Below are 15,938 nucleotides of genomic sequence, written 5' to 3'. Positions count from 1 at the left end.
AAACGCGGTCCGGTGACGTTTTTGCGGTCGGTGGCGGCGGGGCGCAGCCCCGGACCGCGTCCGGCAACGATCGGCGCCGCGTCAGTTCGCGCGCGGCGCCTTGCCGGGGACGACCTTCGCCGTGTCGGCCACGTCGATGCGAGTCGTGCCGTCGGGGGCCTCCGATTTCGTGATGCGCGGCGCGGCATCGCTCTCATCGGATTTGGGCGCCCGCGTCAGCTGGTCGTGACGCTTCTCGTCGAAGGTCATCTCGTCGTCGGAAGTCATGCCTCGACGTTACGCCGCGGTGCCCCAGAACGGGGCATATCGCCGGAACCCCGGCCCTGGTTATCTGGTTCTCGTGCCAGAACTCTCCACCCCTTCGCCCGCCTTCGTCGACCCCCTCAACGCCGCCACCGAACTGCGCATCGCGATCATCCACGCTGCGATGGAGGTCTTCCGGGTCACCACGTTCCACGAAGCCTCCCTCGAGGTCGTCGCGGAGGCCGCGGGGTTGCCGCTCGAGAGGGTCCAGTCGCAGTTTCCGACCTGGGACAGCCTCGTGCTGTCGACAGTCGACCGCTGGAACGCCGAACGGATGGCGCCGCTACGGGGCGTCTCGGCTTCGCACGGGACGGTCGCATTCCTCCGCGGCATCGTTCAGGCCAACATCGACGACCCCGCGCTGATGCGGCTTCTCACGTCACTCCTCGGCATTGCCGCAACTCCCGGGCATCCGATGGCGCCGCTACTCCATCAGGACTGGCACCGCTTCCACAGCATGGTGCAGGCGAGCCTGGCCCGCGACGTCGAGATGGGTCGCGAACCGGAGACGATGGATCCTACGCGCGGAGCCGAACAGCTCATCGCGCTCTACGAGGGGCTCCAGTTGCAGTCGATGGTGCGACCCCGCATGGATCTGCTCGACGCCTACGATCGTGCCGTCACTCGACTCCGCCACGGGTGGAAGCGCGCCTACGAGGCACCGGTCTGGAACCTCGACTCCTGACGAAGGCCCAGTCGCGTCAGCCGGGTCGTTTCAGTCGAGTCGGGTCTCGAACCGCGAGTCGTCGTCGGCCACGACGACGCCCACGACGCGCGTGCCGGCGGGAACTTCGCGTTCGGCGACGGTCAATGCCCCCGCGCGCGTGCCAGCCGTGCCCTCGGCGTGGTGGACGCCGCCGATGTCGCCCTCGTAGAGCATGGTCGCTCGGTAAGTCACGATGATCCGTCCTGATCCGTTAAAGCGGGTTGGAGCACAACGGTAGGCCGACGCGATCGTGGTCGACCCAGGTCGTACCCCGTTCCAGGCGGGCGACTCGGCGACACCCGTTGTCGTCTGAGAGTCGGCCGCTCTCGACACCCGGATTGGGGGACAGCACGGTGTCCTCATTTCTGCCACTCTGGTGTCACACCCGCACCACGGCTCGGCCCCCATCCCCGGGCAGAACCGTCTCGTCACTCGACATGATCGCTTGAACCTCCCATGACCCGCGCACCGCACCTCCCCGCTTGGATCCTCCAGGCTCTCTACCTGGCGGCCCGTCCGCTGCTGTTCATCCACTTCGTGATCTACTCGCACACGGTAAGCAAAGGGATCTTCCCCGACGGCGATCCTGCACCGGCTCGACCCGGGCCCGACCCGGTCCGCTTCCTCTTCGTCGGCGACATCGCGGTCAGCGGGTTCGGAGTTCTGCACGACGGGATGGCCGTTCCGGCACAGGCAGCGGCCTACTTCGCCTCCGAGACCACGCGGGGTGCCTCCTGGCACGCGGTGGGCACGCCGAGTCTCCGGGCGGTCCGGGCCCAACGGCTCCTCCCGCAACTCGACGCCTTCGACGTCGCCGTCGTCATGCTCGGCATCCCCGATGTTCTGCTCATCACGCGCAGCACCGACTGGGGTGACGACCTCGAACGACTCGTCGCCGCGATCCGCTCACGCTATGGCGCCGACACCCGCGTCGTTCTGGCCGGCATCCCACCCATGCAGGATTTCCGGCCGATCGCCCCCGCCGGACGCGCCGTCATCGTCGCCCAGATCGCCCGTCTCAACCGCGAATCGGAGCGGGTGGCGAGTGCGCTGGGCGCCGAGTTCGTTCCCTTCCCGTCGTGGCGCGTCAGCGAGATGCTCCACGAGCAGGTCTTCTCGTTCCGCACCATGCACCGCATGTGGGCTCAGGCGCTGTCCCCGGCCATGGTTCGGGCCGCCAGCCCCGCGCGTCCCGCCGCACCAGCGCCGCTCGTCTGAGCCTCTGAGTCTCTAAGTCTCTAAGCCTCGCCCCAGGCCGGTGAGTGTCCACGATCTGCTGATGCAGCGTGCGTCAGACCAGCAGATCGTGGACACTCACCGACCCCGGGTGACAGAAGAGCCGCCCGGGGGCGACAGATGAGTCAGGCCTGGGGCGCGACGTGCGACAGGATGTTCCGCCACGACGCGACCAACGCCAGACGGCCGGCGCCCTGCACGCGGATCGTCGTGGCGTCGGGGATCCGGCTCGCGTACCAGTGCCCGTCGTCGACGGTCGCCACGGGGTCGTCGTCGCCGTAGACGAGCTGCACCGATGCGGTGATCGACCCGAGCGACTTCGTCCACGAGTCGTCGTGGATCGCAGCGAGGTCGGTGGCCACGCCGATATCGCCCTGCAGCACGGCCTCCTCGAGCATCAGCTCCAGGCGCGACCGGAGCCCCTGCGCCTCGTAGCCTTCGAGGCCCGCGAGCGTGGGGTCGTCGTCGGCGATGCCGAGGTCGGCAAGGCGCCACAGTGTCTGCCCGGCCGAGTCGCGGTCGACCGCGCGACCACCCGCGGTCGAGCGGTCTGCGACGGCGGCCGAGAGAGTCTCGATCGATGCGTTCGATTTGACGGGGAGGAACTCGAGGGGGTGGGATCCTCGGCTCTCGGGTTTCGACCGCTTGGGCGACGACGTGCCGACCACGGTGACCCTGTCGACGAGATCGGGGTGCCGGGCGGCGAACGCCAGCGCGACGCGACCGCCGGTGCCCCAGCCGACGACTCCGACGGCGCCGAAGTCGACGCGCTGCGTCTCGTGCGCCTGGTCTTCGGAGCGGCTCACGTATTCGGCGATGTCGTCGGCGCGATGCTCGAACGTCGCCTCGGAGTCGCTGCTCAGCGGGTCGGAGACACCGTAGCCGGGGCGATCGAGCGAGAGCAGGTGCACGCCCCACGGGCCGGTGACGAGGGGATCAGGATCCAGCCCGCCCGCCCCCGGGGTGGGGTGGCAGAGCACCACGAGTCGCCGGGCACCGGGGTCGCCCGCCGCCGAGATGCCGATGCCACGGCCTGATTCGAGCACGAATTGTCTGTCAGCCATGCCTCTAGGTCACCACGTTTGCCGTCGTTCGGTTCGGCTCGGCACGGCTTTGCGGCAAAGGCACCGTCTTTCGGCGGCGGTTTCGCCGAAAACCGGTCTCGACGCCGTGAAGTGGCATCGCACACGACGAACCCCCGCCGCAGTGAGCGACGGGGGTTCGTTGAGGTGCGGGTGGGTCAGCGGCCGCGGCCACCGGCCGAGCCGCCACGGGGCGAGGATCCGCGCACGAGCGAGCCGACCTTCAGCGAAGCGGGGCGACCGCCGGCCGACGAGGCACGACGCGAGCCGCCACCGTTGCGGTCGGAACCGCCGCGGGGGGCGCCACCCGACTGCTCGGCCGCGAACGCCGCCTGGTCGTTGCGCACGCCGTTGGTGCGGCTGGAGCCGCCGTCGCTCTGAGCGCGGCGGGGCTGACGCTCATCGCGACGCTCGTCGCGAGCCGGGGCCGCCGAGGTCGAGCCGGAGCCGGACTCGGTCGAGTAGAAGCTCTTGCTGCCGCTGCGGGGAGCGTCGTCGCGACGGCCGTCACGGCCACCGTTGCGCCCACCCTGCGCCGAGCGCCCGCCAGCGGACTGGCCGCGACCGGAGCCGGCACCCTGGCGACGAGCCGAGCCGTCGGATCCTGCGGAGTTGTCGGACGCGGGGCGACCCGAGCGGTCTTTGCGAGCGATCGGCGAGCCGTCAGACGTCTGGCGAGCAGCGCGCTTGCGCTGAGCGTTGGCGCCCTGCGAACGACCGCCGCCCTGCTGCTCGTGCACGCGCTCCGACTTCGGGGCGGGCTTCACGTACGCGGCGACCTCGCCGACGAGAGCCTTGACCTCTTTCGAGTCGGGCTTCACGGCGACCGGGGTGGCCTTGATGTCGGCCTTCTTCATCATCTGAGCGACGTCGCGACGCTGGCTCGGGATGATCAGGGTGACGACGTCGCCCTCGGCGCCGGCACGAGCCGTACGGCCCGAACGGTGCAGGTACGCCTTGTGCTCGGTCGGCGGGTCGACGTGGATCACGAGCTCGATGTCGTCGACGTGCACACCGCGGGCGGCGACGTCGGTGGCAACGAGCACACGGGCGGTTCCGTCTTGGAACGCGGCCAGGTTGCGGTCACGCTGCGGCTGCGACAGGTTGCCGTGCAGGTCGACCGCGGGGATGCCCGACTCGGTCAACTGCTTCGCGAGCTTCTTGGCGTGGTGCTTGGTGCGCATGAACAGGATGCGGCGACCCTTGCCCGAGGCGAGCGTGTTGATCAGGGCCTTCTTGGTCTCGACCGACTCGGTCTCGAACACGTGGTGGGTCATCTTCGCAACGGGCGAGTTCGCCTCGTCGACCGAGTGCAGAACCTCGTTGTGGAGGAACTGCTTGACCAGCTTGTCAACGCCGTTGTCGAGCGTCGCGCTGAACAGGAGGCGCTGGCCGTTCTCGGGGGTCGACTTCAGGATCCGGGTCACGCCGGGCAGGAACCCGAGGTCGGCCATGTGATCGGCTTCGTCGAGCACGGTCATCTCGATCGCGTCCAGCTTGATGAAGCCCTGCTTCATCAGGTCTTCGAGGCGGCCGGGGCAGGCCACGACGATGTCGACGCCCTGCTTCAGCGCCTGGACCTGGCGGTTCTGCGAGACGCCGCCGAAGATCGTGGTGGTGTTCATGCCGTAGGCCGCGGCCATCGGCGCGAGGACGGCGTCGATCTGGGTGGCGAGCTCGCGGGTCGGGGCGAGCACGAGGCCGAGCGGGCGGCCCGGGCGGCGCTTGCCACCGGCGAGCTTGCCGCCGAGGCGAGCAGCCATCGGGATGGAGAACGCGAGGGTCTTGCCGGAGCCGGTCTTTCCGCGGCCGAGGACGTCGCGGCCCGAGAGGGTGTCGGGGAGCGTGTCGACCTGGATCGGGAACGCGGTGGACTTGCCGTCGGCGAGAAGCGCCTTGACGATCGGGGCCGGAACGCCGAGCTCGGCGAACGTGGTGAGGTTCTCGTCGTCGGTGATGACGACGTCGGGGGTGGTGAGGGTGTCAGTCACTGGTGCCTTTCGGGCATCGGTTTCGAGCCCCTTCGGCATACGCCTGTCGATGGCGTAGCTGGACTCGAGATGTGGCGACGGAGCAGTTTTGCTCGATCGTTTCGCCGCAGAGTGAGCTTCGCGAACCCCGGTCTGGCCGGGGTGTGGGAGGGGCGTACTACGACGCAGGGAGCCGATCGGGTCGACTCGCAAGTGGTTCAAGCGTACAGCATGCGCATTTTGGGTGGTTTTGCGGGCCTTCACCCTGCAAATTCGGCTGAATGTGCCCGATTCTGTGGTGAACGATTCGAATTCGCAGGCCGAGGGTTCACCAGCCCGAGCAGACTGGCCTCATGCACGTGCAGCTCAAACTCCTCCTCGCCTGCTCGCCCGAAGCCGCAGCCGACGCTCTCGCCAACCCCGAGGTCATGGTCGCGGTCACCAAGCCACTGGTGGTCTATCGGTCGGAGGAGGCGAGCGGGTTCCCGAGGCGCTGGGACGACGTGCCGAGGCGGGTGAGCGCCCGGATCCTTGGGCTCGTGTCGTTGGGCACCACCCACGTCGACCTGCGCTGGTATGAGGTCGAGGGTGCACGAATCCAAGAAGACACAGGCCGCGGGGTCACGGGGCAGTTCTCCCGCTTGACGATCAGGCACCGCATGGCGATCTCGCGCGCACCGCACTCGAGCGGTCTGGCCCGCGGCACACTCTTGCGCGACCGGCTCGAGTTCGACGCGGGACTGCTCACCCCGGTGCTGTGGCCCGGACTGTGGGTGGTCTGGCAGTGGCGAGGCTGGCGGATGCGGCAGCTCGCCCCGACGTGGAGTGCGCCCGCCGACTCGGCGACCGCTCCCGCCGCTGCGACAGGAGAGTCGAAATGACCGACACCCGCACCACCGCCCAGCAGGCCCAGTACGCCCTCGACATCGCGTCGTGGCGGCGCACGATCCACGTCACGTATCGCGCGATCCGCGAGGCGACCGACCTCGAGGCGGCGCACGACCTGTGGCGCCGCACCCGCGACGACCTGTTCGCGAACCACCCCTCGACGCCGCTGCTGCCCGAGGATCGCCCCGACTTCACCGGCCTCCCGACCAAGCCGTACGACCGTGACTGGCGCTTCGAGGTCGAGATCCAGCCGGCCGACGAGTACCGCATGGTCGTGCCCACCGGCACTGACGGCGACGTACTCTTCGACCGGGTCGGCCTCGTCGACGTGCCCGGCGTCGGCTCGCTCGACGTGTGGCGACTCGCGACCTACGGCGGTGGCATCTTCGTGCCCGTGAAAGACGCGCTCGCGGGCAAGCCCGGTGGCACCTACGGCGGGGGGCGCTACCTGCTCGATACGGTCAAGGGTGCCGACCTCGGCCCAGGATCCGCGCCGACCTCGCTCGTGCTCGACTTCAACTTCGCCTACAACCCGAGCTGTGCCTACGACCCGGCCTGGGCGTGCCCGCTGGCTCAGCCGGGCAACACGGTCGCCGTCGACATCCCGGTGGGGGAGCGGTACTCGGGCGCGCACTGACGCCGGCGGTTCAGAACTCTGGCAAAAGTGAGCTGCAGGTGCCCGGATGCGCCGGCTACGGCCGGTTCTGCCAGAGTTCTGAACGGTCGAGCCGCCGCTACCCTGGATCAATGCATCAGCAGCGCTACCAGGTCCGGTTCGAGTGGGGCGAGGCGGGCGCCCGGCGTATCGCGCCGGGAGCGCACGTCATCGTCGTCGCGGATGAGCTCGACGGACACGGCGAGGCATCGGGAGCGCAGCTCGTCGCAGCCATCGCCGAGGCGTGCCCCCGTGGCCCGGCCGTTCTCTGCGTCACCGAGGCCAGTGCCGGTGACGCGGCCGAGTGGATCCTTCGCCTTCAAGCGCAGCTCGGTGACCGGGCTGTCGTCGCAGTGATCGGCGCGGGCTCACTCGACCCCGACGGGTTTCGCACCGCCGTCGAAGACCACCTTGCTGCAGGGGCCGTGATCGACGCGCTCGCCGCCCGAGGCCTCGACTCCTCGTCTCCCGAGGCGGCCGCCGCCTGCGCTGCCTGGCAGGGGCTGCAGAGGGCGACGGCGCACCTGCTGACCGCGTCGGTGTCGGCGACCCTCGGGGGAGCGGACGATCCGATCGCCCAGCGCGAGTCGCGCCCCGCGTCGGCGGTCGTCCTGCGGGAATTCACCTCGCGCGCGTAGCGTTCGGTCCAGTAGATCCCGATCCCCTGGAGGACAACATGAAGGCAGTACTCGACGACGGAACAGTGGTGGCCGAGGCCCCCGAATCCGACCTCATCAAGATCGAGGGCAACTGGTACTTCCCGCCGGCCAGCGTCAACGACGCGCTGCTCGAGAAGACCGACACCCCCTACACCTGCCCGTGGAAGGGCGAGTGCCAGTACTTTTCGGTGAACGGCCTGCCGGACCGCGCGTTCAGCTACCCGACGCCGTTCCCGACCGCGTTCGACCGCGTCGGCAAAGATTTCTCGAACTACGTCGCGTTCTGGAAAGAGGTCAAGGTCGTCGAGTAGACACCTTGCGAGACCTCAGAAACGACCGCTGATCCCCGAGATCAGCGGTCGTTTTTGAAGTGTCAGGCCTGTGCGGCCGCTGCGCGAGCGCGGTGGGCACGCACCTTCGAGCGATTGCCGCACTTCGGCATCGAGCACCAGCGGCGCGTTCCGGCACGGGAATCGTCGTAGAACACGAGCCCGCAGTCGTCCGCGGAACACCGAAGGATCCGGCGGCCCGGCTCCCCGACAAACCCCACCCCCGCGAACAGCGTCACTGCATCCCGCGCCACCGAGGCCAGCGCCTGCCCCGTGCGCAGCCGACCCGCACCCGCCTGACGGCGACCACCCGCGAGCGACGGAGGAACATCGGGGAGCGCCGCGAAGAGGTTGACGACGTCGATGTCGTCGGCGTCGGGGGTGTGGCCGTCGGCGGCGCAGAGCGCCAGGCGGGCGACGGCGTCACGGAACGAGCGGGCGTCGTGCAGCTCGCGATCACTCGGCGTCTGACCGAGGCCCGGGTAGCGCTCGCCGAGCCAGTCGCCGAGGTCGGCGGGCACGAGCAGGCCGTCCCACCGGGGTGAGCCGTGAGCGGCGGTGGCTCCGGGGAGGCCGGAGGCGGGGCCGAACGCGCCCTCGGGAAACCCGCCGAGGTAGGCGAAGTCGAGGCACAGGGCGCCGGTCTCGAACTGCCAGCGGACTCCGGCATCGGAGCGGAACCACGTCTCGACCGTCATGTAACCAGCGTAGCCGGTGACGAGAGAGGTCGGCCTCGCTGGTGCTCAGACCTCGCGCTTCTGCCAGACGATGAGGTTCGCGAGATCGAAGCGGCGCGCGCACCGGCCGCACGCGAGCGGCTTCCGCGGCGCGCGGTAGCGGAAGTGCTCGTGGCCCTGCGGGCAGAGCCCCACCCAGGGGGCGAGCTCGGAGGCGATGGCGCCGTCGTGCAGGCGGCCCCCGGCATAGCCGAGGCCCTCCGCGACGGTGCGCCATTTGGGGCCGTGACCCGCTGCGGATCCTGCGATCGCGTGCGCGACCTCGTGCAGCAGCACCTGGTGGATCTCATCGTCGTCGTAGCGTTCGGCCAGGTGACGCGAGACCGTGATGCGATGCTTCGTGTAGTTGCAGAGCCCGGCGCGGGTGGTCGCGCGGTCGAAGTCGAACGTCCAGACCTCGGGGTCGAGGTGGAGCGCGATCAGAGACGAGGCCCAGTGGCGGACCTTGGCCAGATCGGCCACCCGCTAGGAGCGGTCGCTCGGCGGCGTCTTCGACTGCGAGGCGTCGAAGGCGCCCCAGATGCTGCGCGCGGCCTTGCGGGCGCGATTCACCTCGGCGTCGAAGCCGTTGGCAGGCTCGTCGTCTTCGTTGCGGTCTTCGTCGTCGATGTCGCGGCGGGTGCGACCGGGAGCCGTGGCGTGCGGGATCGCGATTGCCTGAGTTTCGACTCCGATCGACGCGGCATCGGTGATCGACTCGGAGGTCGGAGCCGACGGGTCGAGGCGCGGGGACGACGGGTCGAGTCGGGCGGGGGAGCCCTGCTCGGACGGCGAGACGAGGAACGCGGGGGAGCCGGTGGTGCGGAAGAGCGGGGCCGGGTTGGTGTCGCCGGCGGCGTCAGCGTCGTCGCGGTCATCGGTGCCGCGAGCGTCGGTGCCGCGAGCGTCGGTGTCGTCTTGGGGTGCCACGGCAGTGGTCTCTCCGGCCACCTCGTCAGCGAAGACGGGAGCGTCGACGACGACGGTCGAGACCATCGGCTCGGCGGCGGGCTCGGGCTCGGTTTCGACGATCGGCTCGGGTGCGGCGGGAGCGGACCCTTGCAGCACGGCGCGCATGACGCCCTCGATGGCGACGCGGAGGCCGTTGGTGCGCTCGGCGGGAGCACCGGCCTTCTCGTAGGCCTCGAGCGCAGCGGCCAGAGACTGACGGGCCTCTTCGTAGCGCTGCAGGTCGTAGAGCGTGTAGCCCTCGAGCTCGGCGGCGGCGGCCTCGAGCTCGTGCCACTCTTCGGTCGAGGCGCTGAGGCGGCTGGTGTGGAGGTCGCTCAGAGCACGCTCGAGGCGGCCCTGCTCTTTGAAGACGTAGGCGCGGCGGATGCGCGCGGCAGTCGAGTCGGCCCGGTCGCCGGTGAAGTGCGCGAGCCTGAAGGCCTCCTCGCTGATCGCGAGGGCCTCGTCGAGGCGTCCCAGCATGCGCAGCAGGTCGGCGCGTTCGCCGAGGGCGGCGGTGCTGCGGCTCGCCCCGAGCTCAGCCAGGCGGTCTTCGAGCGCCGAGGCGTCGATGGCGGGTCGCAGGCTGACGGGATCGAAGTGCGAGGTGCCCGAAGGGCCCGTCGGCACGATCGGTGCGGTCAGGCTCGAGGGCACAGGGTGGCTCGTGGTGCCGCCCTGGGCGTCGTCGGTACGGTCGTGCTCGGTCATCGGTGTCGAGGGTAGTCGAGCGCGGGGCTTTTGGCCTGATCGGCGCGCGAACGAGCCCGAGCTAGGCCGGAACAGCTACGCGGGCCGGAGCGACGGGCTGGGCGACCGGAGCGGCCGACACCGGCATGAGAGCGGCCCGCAGCGGGAAGTCCTGGTTCTCGAGGATCACCTGCGCGGCGGCACCCGAGACCGAGTTGACGACGATCGGCGCCATGAGGTTGACGGTGGTGCCCGTCGCGGCCGGGTTCGCGACGACGAGGAGCAGCGCGTTCTCGGGGCCGGAGAGGCCGAGGGCCTCGCCCTGTTCGTCGCTGATCTCGGGGGCGTAGTCGGGGAGGTGGATCGCGGCGTCCACGACGAACATGCGCGTCGACGGCTCGGCGACCGCGTGCAGGGCATACAGGCCGTTGGCGCCCTTGACCTCGTCGAGGGAGAAGTCGACGACGGGGTCGAGCCCGGGCGGAGGAGTGACGAAGGAGAGAGAAGCGCTCATCGGAGGAAGTCCATCAGGGTCGGCTGGATCACCTTGGCGGTGACAGCGAGGGCGGCTTGGTAGGTGACTTGCTGGGTCTGGAGGTCGAGGGCGACCTTGGCGAGGTCGAGATCCTCGATTCCGGATCGCTGGTTCTCGAGCGAGACGGAGGTGTTCTTCAGGGTGTCCTGGGCGCGCTCGAGCTGCGCCTGGCGGGTTCCGACGTCGCCCCAGGCTCCACGAACGGCGGTGAGGCGGGTGTCGATGTCGGCGAGCTTGCCGCCGATGTTGACGCCGGCTCGCAGATCGGCCGAGATCGAGTCGATCATCGAGAAGACCGAGTCGGCTCCCGTGCCGAAGACCGCTGCACCGTCGGTGTCGACCTGGACTGTCGTGCCGTCGGCGATCCGACGCTGCACCGAGCTGCCGGCGATTCCGGTGAATGCCGGCGGCGTGCCCGGGGTGAAGGCGGCGCCCGCGTCGGACGAACCGGCGAAGACGGATCGGCCCTGGAACGACGTGTTCGCGGTCGCCAGCAGGTCGGTCTTGAGGCCGTCGAGCTCGGTCGCGATCGCTTCTTTGGCGGTGGCCGACATGGCTCCGTCGTTGGCTCCCTGCACGGTGAGGAACCGCACCCGATCGAGGATGTTCTTGGTGTCGCTGAGGGCGGAGTCGGTCGTCGCGAGCCAGCCCACGCCGTTGTCGGCGTTGCGGGAGTACTGCGCGTTGGCGGCCTGCTGACCACGGACCAGCAGCGACTGACCGGTGGCGGTCGGGTCGTCCGACGGCACCGAGATCGCCTTGAGCGACGAGGCCTGGCCCTGCAGCTGCGCGAGTCGAGCAGCGTTGGCCTGCAGCATCCGCGATGACGCGAGGGCGGCGGTCTGGTTGGTGACGCGTCCGAGCATTACAGGCCCACCCGTCCGGTGCGGTTGATCAGGGTGTCGAGCATTTCGTCGATGGCCGTCATGACGCGGGCGGCGCCCTGGTAGGCGTGCTGGAACGTCAGCATGTTGACGTTCTCCTCGTCGAGGTCGACACCGGCGGTCGAGGTCTGCTGCGTCTTGGCGGCGGTGGCGGCCAGCGTCGCGCGGTCGGACGAGGCGATCTCGGACTTCGCCGCAGCCCCGGTGGACGTGACGAACGAGGCCCAGACGCGGTCGGGGGAAGCTGCTCCGACGCCGAGGGTGGAGAGCTTGTCGGCGACCCCACCGGTGTTACCCGAGTCGGGTGCGCTCGCCTGGATGCTCGAGGCGGAGGTCGGAACCACGCCGAGGCCGAGGGCGGCGGGGCCGGTCGACGAGACGGAGAAGAAGTCGGCGCCGGTCGTGCCGCTCGGCGAGGATCCACCGGAGTACACCGCGTTGACACTCGTCGCGAGCTTGGTCGCGAAGGCGTTGTAACTGGCGGCCGCCTCGGCGAGGACGCCACCCGAGCCCGAGCCGTCGGCGGGGGCGAGAACCGAGAGCGTACCGGCCAACTGCCCGCCGTCGAGGCCGACGGAGGCACCCGGTCGGTGCGTCCATTCGAGCGTCACGGGAGCTGCTGCGGCACCCTCGAGAGTCGACGACCCCGAGACCTGGACGGTGCGCGCGGTCGTGCCGCTGACGATCGCATTACCTCCGATGAGCACGTCGACCGTGCCGTCGGAGTTGGCGTGGACCGAGCCGCCGGCGAGCGACGAGATCTTCTCGGTCAGGAGGTTCCGCTGGTCGACGAGCTCGTTGACGCTGCCGCCGGTGGTCAGACCCTGCTGGATCTGCCCGTTCAGGTCGGCGACCTGCTTGGCGGCCGCGTTGAGGTCGCTGGCCATGGTCGCCACGCTGCTGCGCGCGGCGCTCCACTGGTTGCTGACACCCTGGTAGCCGGTGGCGATCGTGCTGGCGATGCCCTGCGCCTGGCCGAGCAGGTTCGCCGCCGCCGAGGTGTCGGTCGGATCGTTCGAGACGTCGCCCCAGCCGGCCCAGAAGTTCGAGAGCTGCGTCGAGAGGCCGTTCTTGCCGGGCTCGTTGAGAGAGGTCTCGAGAGTCGAGAGCACACCGGCGCGGACCGAGCCGTATCCGGCCGACGAGGCGGTGCCGCGCACCTGCGCGTCGAGGGTGGCGTCGCCGATGCGCGAATAGCCGTCGATCGACACGCCCTGGCCGATGGCCGTGCCCGTCGAGAAGAGGCCCGGCTGCACCGCCGAGATCGACGACGTCGTCACGCGCTGTCGGGTGTAGCCCTCGGTCGTGGCGTTGGCGATGTTCTGGCCGACGACGTCGAGGCCGGCGCGCGCGGCAGTGAGGCCCCGGTACGCGGTGTTCAGCCCGGAGAACGTGCTCACTACAGCCGCCCGTCGAAGAGGTGGCTCGACGAGACCGTCGCGGTGCGGCCGGCGCCGTGCGAGTCATAGAGCGAAGGATCCGACGACACCGTCGCGAGAGTCTCTTGCGTCGAGCGCGCGGCCGCCCGCAAGAACTGCTCGTTCTCGTCGCGAAGCTGCTTGATCTGACGCGTGAGCTCGGTCATCGCTCGCAGGTGCGACGAGAAGATATCGGCCCAGGGGCCCTCGGGAGCGTGGTCGACGAGCTCGCGCAGAGGTGCCTCGGACGAGGTGCCCCACTCCTCGGCGACGACGGCGACCTCGACGGTCCGCTCGAGGCCGGCGGTGCGGAGGCGGTCGAGGACCTGCTCGACCTCGCGAGTGGCGTGCTCGATCCACCGGGATTTTCCGGCGGTGAGGAGCAGCTGCTCCTCTTCCAGCTTGAACGTGAGCAGCTCGAGGAGCTCCCTCTCACGCCACAGCACGGCGGACAATTCGTTCACGCCCACGGTCCCTCCAAGTGTCGGCTGCGGTGCCGGCCGCCTTTTCGAGTGGCCGCCGCAGGGAGCTGTTTTGCTCTCACCGGCCACTATCGGCCGGTGGCCCGGCGTCGTTAGGTGAGCACCGGGATCCTTCGCCCTGTTTTCTCCGAATTTGAAGGAGAAACGCGCCGGGCCTCACGGATTCATGCGGATCAGGGCGGGCCTGCGCGAGTTTCTCCTTCGAATTTGCAAAGGGGACCGAACCAGGTGGTTGGCGAGGGGCTCACAACACCCCGTCCGGGGGTGAAAATTCACGAAAAACGCTGGCTGTCCCCCGAAATGATGACACCCCAAACCCCCGGAGTGGGGTCTTTTACGCCTAGTTTTCGGCCCCCTGCTCTCACTAGCGTTGAGGGTGTCGCCGAGATCACCGGCGGCACCGACCGACAGGGCCATCGGCTCCGCGGTCAGCCCATCACTTCTTCCGATTCACTCCGGCGCGCCGTCATGCCGGGGTGCTTCGCCATGCCGATTTCCACTCGGCCGACAACGACAGGGTTACCGCGATGAACAAGACAGAGCGCAACGCGATGGTGGTTCAGAACCTCCCGCTCGTGGGCTACCTCGTCTCGGAGGTGTGCGCCAAGGCGACGCACCTCAGCCGCGACGACCTGGCCTCGGCCGGTGCCCTCGCTCTCGTCCAGGCGGCCGACGCCTTCGATCCCACCCAGGGTGTGCCGTTCGGCGCCTACGCCCGCACGCGCATCATGGGTGCCTTCGCTGACGACATGCGTTCGAGCGACTGGGCCAGCCGCGGCACTCGCAAGCGCATCAAAGAGACGCTCGCCACGCAGGAGACCCTGACCGCCGCCCTCGGCCGCACCCCCAACGTCGACGAGATCGCCTCGTCGCTCGGCGTCGACCGCAAGACGGCGACCGACGCTCTGACCGATGCCGCCCGCACCGTTACGGCCATCGACGAGACCGTCGCCGACCAGCTCGCCGCCGACATCATCCTTCCCGAAGAGACGCTGCTCGAGCAGGAGCGCACCCGCTACCTGCGTGCCGCGGTCGACGCTCTGCCCGAGAAGATGCGCTTCATCATCGACAACGTCTACTTCGGCGACCGCAGCGTCACCGAGGTCGCCGACGAGCTCGGCATCACCCACTCCGCGGTGTCGCAGCAGCGCACCGAGGCCATCCGCCTCCTCCGCGACGGCCTCAACACGCACTATGCCGGCGCAGCCGCCGACGAGACCGCCGAGGTGTCGTACGAGTCGCGTACCGCTCCCGCCCGCCGCGCCGCCTACCTGGCCCGCGTGGCCAGCAACGCGGTCGTCGGTATCGGTACCGCCATGCGCGAGAGCGTTCCTGTGCAGCAGACCGCGGCAGCCTCGTAAAAAAACTTTTTCACCATTCCGCTAACGGACCGGACACCCCCGCCGATAGCTATCCATGTCAGCCCACGGATGGGCGGCAGCACCACACCCCATAAATCACGGAAGAGAGAACCATCATGGGTTTCCAGATCAACAACAACCTCGCGGCGAACAACACCTACCGCAACCTCAACAGCACGCAGGGCGACCTGTCGAAGTCCCTCGAGAAGCTCTCGTCGGGTCTCCGCATCAACCGTGCCGCTGACGATGCTGCGGGTCTCGCCATCTCCGAGGGCCTCAAGTCGCAGGTCGGTGGCCTCACGGTCGCCGCTCGCAACGCTCAGGACGGCATCTCTGTCGTCCAGACGGCTGAAGGTGGACTGACCGAAACGCAGTCGATCCTCCAGCGCATGCGCGACCTCGCTGTTCAGTCCGGTAACGACTCGAACAACGCGACCTCGCGTGCTGCGATCAAGACCGAGACCGACTCCCTCACGACGGAGCTCACTCGCATCTCCGCCTCCACCAACTTCAACGGCATCCAGCTGCTGGACGGCAAGGGCGGCACCGGCGGCGACGGCAAGCTGAGCTTCCAGGTCGGTGCTGGTTCGGACGCGGCCTCGAACACGATCACCGTCGACCTCGCGCCGGCCGACGTGTCGAAGACCGCGACCGCTGTCGGAGCAATCGACCTCTCGACCGCTGCCGGATCGTCGGCTGCGATCAAGACGATCGACGACGAGATCACCAAGATCTCGACCGCTCGCGCCAGCCTCGGTGCGGTCCAGAACCGCTTCGAGCACGCCATCAACAACACCAACGTCGCCAAGGAGAACCTCACGGCCGCCTCCTCGCGCATCACCGACACCGACATGGCACAGGAGATGGTCAAGTACACACGAGCCAACATCCTCAGCCAGGCCGGCACCGCGATGCTCGCTCAGGCGAACCAGAGCACGCAGGGTGTGCTGAGCCTCCTCCGCTAGTCCCTAGCGAGCCGGTAGCACCACAGCACCACCCATCCGCGGCAGGCGGTGAGGAGAGGAAGTTCGGGTCTTCTCCCCACCCCCGCCGCGGACCACCCCTTTTCGCCC

General features: G+C 69.1%; 19 protein-coding genes. 8 read left to right on the top strand and 11 right to left on the bottom strand.

The window, feature by feature from the left end; all coding sequences use genetic code 11:
- Positions 1-81 precede the first annotated feature (81 nt).
- Positions 82-267 carry a multidrug transporter gene (locus tag EDF39_RS00930; protein WP_123939703.1) on the bottom strand — a complete coding sequence of 62 codons (186 nt, stop codon included), beginning with the start codon at positions 265-267 and terminating at the stop codon, positions 82-84.
- Positions 268-340: 73 nt separating this feature from the next.
- Here EDF39_RS00930 and EDF39_RS00925 point away from each other — a divergent pair, with 73 nt between their 5' ends.
- Positions 341-988: a TetR/AcrR family transcriptional regulator gene (locus EDF39_RS00925; protein ID WP_158613104.1), complete on the top strand. Its 648-nt coding sequence runs from the start codon at positions 341-343 to the stop codon at positions 986-988.
- Positions 989-1,018: 30 nt separating this feature from the next.
- On the opposite strand, the gene EDF39_RS00920 is transcribed toward EDF39_RS00925, so the two are convergent.
- Entirely contained in the window at positions 1,019-1,201 is a 183-nt protein-coding gene (locus EDF39_RS00920) for a hypothetical protein (RefSeq protein ID WP_123939699.1), read from the bottom strand.
- Positions 1,202-1,465: 264 nt separating this feature from the next.
- On the opposite strand from EDF39_RS00920, the gene EDF39_RS00915 reads away from it, so the two are divergent.
- Positions 1,466-2,227, top strand: coding sequence for a GDSL-type esterase/lipase family protein (locus tag EDF39_RS00915; RefSeq protein ID WP_123939697.1), 762 nt, complete (start codon positions 1,466-1,468; stop codon positions 2,225-2,227).
- Positions 2,228-2,370: 143 nt separating this feature from the next.
- Here the strand turns inward: EDF39_RS00915 and EDF39_RS00910 are convergent, their stop codons facing one another.
- Positions 2,371-3,309 carry an alpha/beta fold hydrolase gene (locus EDF39_RS00910; protein WP_123939695.1) on the bottom strand — a complete coding sequence of 313 codons (939 nt, stop codon included), beginning with the start codon at positions 3,307-3,309 and terminating at the stop codon, positions 2,371-2,373.
- A gap of 176 nt (positions 3,310-3,485) precedes the next feature.
- Positions 3,486-5,318, bottom strand: coding sequence for a DEAD/DEAH box helicase (locus EDF39_RS00905; RefSeq protein ID WP_370275146.1), 1,833 nt, complete (start codon positions 5,316-5,318; stop codon positions 3,486-3,488).
- A gap of 332 nt (positions 5,319-5,650) precedes the next feature.
- Here EDF39_RS00905 and EDF39_RS00900 point away from each other — a divergent pair, with 332 nt between their 5' ends.
- The 4 genes from EDF39_RS00900 to EDF39_RS00885 all read left to right on the top strand — a co-directional run bounded on the left by EDF39_RS00900 (position 5,651) and on the right by EDF39_RS00885 (position 7,810).
- Complete coding sequence (locus EDF39_RS00900) at positions 5,651-6,178, top strand: hypothetical protein (RefSeq protein ID WP_123939691.1); 528 nt, start codon at positions 5,651-5,653, stop codon at positions 6,176-6,178.
- A complete protein-coding gene (locus EDF39_RS00895) occupies positions 6,175-6,822 on the top strand; it encodes a DUF1684 domain-containing protein (RefSeq protein ID WP_123939689.1) in 648 nt (215 codons plus the stop codon). The genes EDF39_RS00900 and EDF39_RS00895 overlap by 4 nt, the downstream gene beginning before the upstream one ends.
- 110 nt (positions 6,823-6,932) lie before the next feature.
- Positions 6,933-7,478 (top strand): hypothetical protein, encoded by a 546-nt coding sequence (locus EDF39_RS00890; protein WP_123939687.1) that lies wholly within the window; start codon positions 6,933-6,935, stop codon positions 7,476-7,478.
- 38 nt (positions 7,479-7,516) lie between these two features.
- Positions 7,517-7,810: a DUF427 domain-containing protein gene (locus EDF39_RS00885; RefSeq protein WP_123939685.1), complete on the top strand. Its 294-nt coding sequence runs from the start codon at positions 7,517-7,519 to the stop codon at positions 7,808-7,810.
- Positions 7,811-7,872: 62 nt separating this feature from the next.
- On the opposite strand, the gene EDF39_RS00880 is transcribed toward EDF39_RS00885, so the two are convergent.
- The 7 genes from EDF39_RS00880 to EDF39_RS00850 form a co-directional block, all read right to left on the bottom strand.
- Positions 7,873-8,526 (bottom strand): CGNR zinc finger domain-containing protein, encoded by a 654-nt coding sequence (locus EDF39_RS00880; protein ID WP_123939683.1) that lies wholly within the window; start codon positions 8,524-8,526, stop codon positions 7,873-7,875.
- 45 nt (positions 8,527-8,571) lie between these two features.
- A complete protein-coding gene (locus tag EDF39_RS00875) occupies positions 8,572-9,027 on the bottom strand; it encodes a SprT-like domain-containing protein (RefSeq protein WP_123939681.1) in 456 nt (151 codons plus the stop codon).
- A gap of 3 nt (positions 9,028-9,030) precedes the next feature.
- A complete protein-coding gene (locus EDF39_RS00870; protein ID WP_123939679.1) occupies positions 9,031-10,206 on the bottom strand; it encodes a tetratricopeptide repeat protein in 1,176 nt (391 codons plus the stop codon).
- 61 nt (positions 10,207-10,267) lie between these two features.
- Positions 10,268-10,699 (bottom strand): flagellar assembly protein FliW, encoded by a 432-nt coding sequence (locus tag EDF39_RS00865; RefSeq protein ID WP_123939677.1) that lies wholly within the window; start codon positions 10,697-10,699, stop codon positions 10,268-10,270.
- Complete coding sequence (gene flgL, locus EDF39_RS00860; protein ID WP_055964804.1) at positions 10,696-11,586, bottom strand: flagellar hook-associated protein FlgL; 891 nt, start codon at positions 11,584-11,586, stop codon at positions 10,696-10,698. Before flgL ends, EDF39_RS00865 begins: the two co-directional genes overlap by 4 nt.
- On the bottom strand, positions 11,586-13,004 hold the full coding sequence (flgK, locus tag EDF39_RS00855) for a flagellar hook-associated protein FlgK (RefSeq protein WP_123939675.1): 1,419 nt from the start codon (positions 13,002-13,004) through the stop codon (positions 11,586-11,588). The genes flgL and flgK overlap by 1 nt, the downstream gene beginning before the upstream one ends.
- On the bottom strand, positions 13,004-13,492 hold the full coding sequence (locus tag EDF39_RS00850; protein ID WP_123939673.1) for a flagellar protein FlgN: 489 nt from the start codon (positions 13,490-13,492) through the stop codon (positions 13,004-13,006). Before EDF39_RS00850 ends, flgK begins: the two co-directional genes overlap by 1 nt.
- 539 nt (positions 13,493-14,031) lie before the next feature.
- Between EDF39_RS00850 and EDF39_RS00845 the strand changes: the two genes are divergently transcribed.
- Both EDF39_RS00845 and EDF39_RS00840 read left to right on the top strand, forming a co-directional pair.
- Positions 14,032-14,865: a sigma-70 family RNA polymerase sigma factor gene (locus tag EDF39_RS00845; protein WP_123939671.1), complete on the top strand. Its 834-nt coding sequence runs from the start codon at positions 14,032-14,034 to the stop codon at positions 14,863-14,865.
- 116 nt (positions 14,866-14,981) lie between these two features.
- The gene (locus tag EDF39_RS00840; RefSeq protein ID WP_055964817.1) at positions 14,982-15,830 is read left to right on the top strand and encodes a flagellin; all 849 of its coding nucleotides are present in this window, start codon (positions 14,982-14,984) and stop codon (positions 15,828-15,830) included.
- The last annotated feature ends 108 nt before the right edge of the window (positions 15,831-15,938 follow it).

Origin of the sequence: Frondihabitans sp. PhB161, assembly GCF_003814635.1 — a bacterium.
Taxonomy (GTDB): domain Bacteria; phylum Actinomycetota; class Actinomycetes; order Actinomycetales; family Microbacteriaceae; genus Frondihabitans.
This window is presented reverse-complemented; position numbering and strand designations above follow the sequence as displayed.